Here is a 3,916-nt window from a genome sequence, read left to right as displayed (position 1 = left end):
CACTCACGCCCCAGGTAACCGCAGGCCGGGGGAAACATCCCCTGACCTGCAGTTTTGTATGGGGCCGCCTGTCGGAATCGAACCGACGACCTAGTCATTACGAGTGACTCGCTCTACCGACTGAGCTAAGGCGGCGTGCTGCCCGGCACAGTCGAGACCAGCCGGGCAACTCGGGAAGGATAACGCCCGAGGTGGTGCCGGTCGAAATCAGTGGCTCAGCAGTCCGTCGGGTCGGCGGGCACGTCGCCCTCGAGCAGGTATGACTCGATGGCCGTGTCGATGCACTCGTTGCCTGAGTTGTACGCCGTGTGGCCGTCGCCGTCGCGGCGGAGGAGGACGCCGGACTCGAGCTGTTCGGCCAGGGCCTCCGCCCACTTCAGCGGCGTGGCTGGGTCGCGGGTGGTGCCGACCACCAGGATCGGGGCGGCCCCTTCGGCGCGGATCTCGATCGGCTCCTCGGTGGTCTCGCCCCGGGAGCCGCTGCAACCCGTCAAGGACCAGGCGAAGATCGAGCCGAAGGTCGGGGAGGCCGCCTCGAACTGCGCAATCAGCTGGTCGTCGACCTCGTCGAAACCGACCGACGAGGGGTCGTCGAGGCAGTTGATGGCGAAGATCGCCTCGGAGCTGTTGTCGGTGTAGCCCTCGGGGCCGCGGGAGGCATAGATGTCGGCGAGCTCCATCAGCGCCGTACCGCTGCCATCGAGAGCGGACCGGAGCGCAGCGCTCAGCAGGAACCAGTAGTCGCGGTTGTAGAGGGGCGTGACAATCCCGTAGAAGGCGTTGCCGATCTTGAGCTCGCGATCGTCGTCGGCGGGGAGGGGGTCGGACTCGATCCCGGCCAGCAGCTCCTCGATCGTCGCGAGACCCTCGTCGACGGAGTCGCCCAGGAAGCAGGTCTCGGCAGTGTCGATGCAGTTCTGGATGTACGAGCGCAGCGCGGTCTCGAAGCCGGCCGCCTGCTCGATGCCGAGCTGGCGGTTGTCGAGCGAGACGTCGACGGCCCCGTCGAGGACGAGTCGCCCGACCTTGTCGGGGAAAAGCTCGGCATACGTCGCGCCCAGCTTCGTGCCGTAGGAGGCACCCAGGTAGGTCAGCGTGGTCTCGCCCAGCGCCGACCGGAGCACGTCCATGTCGCGCGCAGCCTCGATGGTGGAGACGTGGTTGACGGCGTCGCCGCTGCGCTCGGCGCAGCCCCGGCCGAACTCCTCGACGAGCTCGGCGAACTCCTCCTCCTCGGCCGCGGTGTCGGGGTTGGGGTCGGAAGCGAGGTATTCGTCGAGCTCGTCGTCGGTGAGGCAGTCGACGGGGGCCGACGCGCCCGTGCCGCGCGGGTCGAAGCCGACGATGTCGAAGGCGCGGAGCAGGGGCTCGCGGAAGACGCGACTGGCAGCTGCGGCGTAGTCGGTGCCGGGCGCTCCGGGCCCGCCCGGGTTGACGACCAGCGAGCCCTGTCGGTCACCACGCCCCGGCACCTTCAGCAGAGCGACCTCGATGGTCTCCCCCTCGGCGTCGGCGTAGTCGAGGGGAACGGTCAGCTCGGCGCACTCGAAGTCGCCTTCGCAGTCCTGCCAGTCGAGCTTCTGGGAGTAGAACGACTCGAGGTCGGGCGACGGAGCAGAGGAGCCGTCCGGCTCGGTGGGCGAGCTAGACGAGGACGTGTCGCCGGGCGAGGGGGCGGGCTCGTCCTCGCTCCGGTCGAAGGCGACCGCCACGGCCCAGAACGTGGAGGCCACCAGGGCGATCACGACGACCAACGCCAACAGCTTCTTCATCGATCTGCTCCGCCCGGCAGCCGCAGGGCCACCATCATCGATTCGAGCGCCAGGAGTGGCGGCACGTTGAACTCCAGCATCTGCTCACGAGCCGTGAAGATCGCATCGATCATGCGGAGTAGCTCCTCGGCGGTCGCCTGGCGGGTGATCTGCGCGATCTCGGCGCGCATCTCCTCGTTGACCAGCTCACCGGTGGCGCCGACCGACAGGGCGATCGCGTCGCGGTAGACCGAGGTGAGGTCCATCAGGCACCGGTCGGCGACGTCGAGGACTCGCCGCTTGGCGCGCGTCTTCTGGTCCTTCTCGAGCCCGCTCAGCGCCGGGGAGTACTCCCGCGGGCGACGACCCCGCTCGACGACGCCGTACGCCGCATCGAGGTCCTTCTTCTCACGGCTGTCGAGCTCCGAGGTGATCGCCTCGGCCTCCTCCTTCGCGATCTCGCTGATGTTGGTCGCGGCCTGCATGCAGGCGCCGATCGACGTCAGGGCGGCCGGCATCTGCACGACCTGTCGCCGGCGCGTGCGGGTCGTCTCGTCGCGGGCCAGTGCGCGCGCCCGACCGATGTGGCCCTGGCTGGCGCGAGCCACGCTGGCCGCCAGCTCCGGGCTGACGTCGAGGGTGCGGACCAGGAACGCCGCCACGTCGTCGGTCGCCGGCGTCGTGAGCGTCACCAACCGGCAGCGCGACCGGATCGTCGGCAGCACGTCCTCGATCGTGGGCGCGCAGAGCAGCCACACGGTGCGGGCCGTCGGCTCCTCGATCGCCTTCAACAGCGCGTTGCACGCCTGGTCGGTGAGCCGGTCGGAGTCCTCGACGATCATGATCTGCCACCTGTCCCCCGCGGGCGACAGGGCCGCCCGGCGCACGAGGTCGCGGACCTCGTCGACGCCGATGGACAGCTTCTCGGTGCGGACGATGCGGACGTCGGCGTGGCTGCTGGTCGTCACCGTGTGGCACGACTTGCACGTCCCGCAACCGGTGCCGGTCTCGCACTGGAGCGCGGCGGCGAAGGCGATGGCCGCGTTGGAACGACCCGAGCCGGGGGGCCCGGTGAACAGCCAGGCGTGGGTCATCCCGTCGCCGGTCGCCGCCCGCTGCAGCGACGTGATGACCGGTCCCTGGCCGACCAGGTCGTCCCAGACCGGGCGTCCCTGCCGGGTGCTGGCGGTGTTCGTCATGGGAGCAGACCCTTGATCTGTTCGCGGATCGCCTCGGCGATCTCTTCCACGGCTCCGCGTGCATCCAGCACGAGGTAGTGGTCGGGGTCAGCGGCAGCCAGGTCGAGGAAGCCCTGGCGCACGCGCTGATGGAACTCGAGTGACTGCCCCTCGATCCGGTCACGTTCCTCGAAGCGGCCCAGCCCGGTCTGCGGCTCGAGGTCGAGCACCACGGTGAGGTGGGGACGCAAATCGCCGGTGGCCCAGCGCTGCACGTGCTCGACCTCCGCGACGACGAGGTCGCGCCCGGCGCCTTGGTAGGCCAGAGAGGAGTCGACGTAGCGGTCGGTGATGACCACCTCGCCCCTGGCCAGCGCCGGGAGCACGACCGTGTCGACGTGCTCGGCCTTGTCCGCGGCGTACAGCAGGACCTCGGTGCGGTGGGACAGGTCGCCGGTGGCGGGATCGAGGACGATCTGGCGCAGCGCCTGGCCGACCTCGGTGTCGCCGGGCTCGAAGGTGAGGAGGACGGTGTGCCCGGCGTCCTCCAGCCAAGTCTTCAACAGGCGCGACTGGGTGGACTTGCCGGTGCCCTCGCCGCCCTCGAAGCAGACGAAGAGCCCGCTGTCGGAATACACGCGTCGGCCCACGCGCACACCCTACGGGCGGGCACCGACGGCCGGGGCGCCTCCTGCCGTGGGCTTCGGTCCGGGCTCGCAGCGCAGGGGGGAACATGGCGATCACCGAGGCACAGCCCGGAGTCGACGGCGGCGAGCTCCTCGCGTTGCTGCTCGGCGGGGGATCTGCGGCGAGCTGAGGATCGACCCCCGGACAAGCGGTGGCAAGACCACATTTCGATCGCTTCGGTTCTAGGTAGTGATGCAACACCTCTGATGTGAGGAGTTGTGATGGTCAAACCACCGTTGCCTTATGAGGTGGAGCGCCGATTTTGGGCCGAGATTCGTGCCGGTCTGGTCGTCGCGAGGG

General features: G+C 69.4%; 3 protein-coding genes and 1 tRNA gene. All 4 read right to left on the bottom strand.

What is annotated here, in order from left to right:
* Nucleotides 1-59 precede the first annotated feature (59 nt).
* The 4 genes from JWN68_RS04525 to tmk all read right to left on the bottom strand — a co-directional run bounded on the left by JWN68_RS04525 (nucleotide 60) and on the right by tmk (nucleotide 3,579).
* Nucleotides 60-135: transfer RNA gene (locus JWN68_RS04525), tRNA-Thr, on the bottom strand.
* An 80-nt stretch (nucleotides 136-215) separates the two neighbouring features.
* Nucleotides 216-1,772 carry an alpha/beta hydrolase gene (locus JWN68_RS04520; RefSeq protein WP_297735310.1) on the bottom strand — a complete coding sequence of 519 codons (1,557 nt, stop codon included), beginning with the start codon at nucleotides 1,770-1,772 and terminating at the stop codon, nucleotides 216-218.
* Nucleotides 1,769-2,950 carry a DNA polymerase III subunit delta' gene (locus tag JWN68_RS04515; RefSeq protein ID WP_297735307.1) on the bottom strand — a complete coding sequence of 394 codons (1,182 nt, stop codon included), beginning with the start codon at nucleotides 2,948-2,950 and terminating at the stop codon, nucleotides 1,769-1,771. The genes JWN68_RS04520 and JWN68_RS04515 overlap by 4 nt, the downstream gene beginning before the upstream one ends.
* Nucleotides 2,947-3,579 (bottom strand): dTMP kinase, encoded by a 633-nt coding sequence (gene tmk / locus JWN68_RS04510; protein WP_297735305.1) that lies wholly within the window; start codon nucleotides 3,577-3,579, stop codon nucleotides 2,947-2,949. Before tmk ends, JWN68_RS04515 begins: the two co-directional genes overlap by 4 nt.
* Nucleotides 3,580-3,916 lie beyond the last annotated feature (337 nt).

Source organism: Nocardioides sp., assembly GCF_025964975.1.
In the GTDB taxonomy this organism is placed as follows: Bacteria; Actinomycetota; Actinomycetes; order Propionibacteriales; family Nocardioidaceae; genus Nocardioides.
The sequence above is the reverse complement of the archived record's forward strand: the minus strand, read 5'-3'. Positions and strand labels throughout refer to the sequence as shown.

Bases quoted from the DNA above. Each gene is read 5' to 3' on its own strand.
- JWN68_RS04515 (WP_297735307.1), bottom strand. From the start codon at position 2,950: ATGACGAACACCGCCAGCACCCGGCAGGGACGCCCGGTCTGGGACGAC.
- JWN68_RS04520 (WP_297735310.1), bottom strand. From the start codon at position 1,772: ATGAAGAAGCTGTTGGCGTTGGTCGTCGTGATCGCCCTGGTGGCCTCC.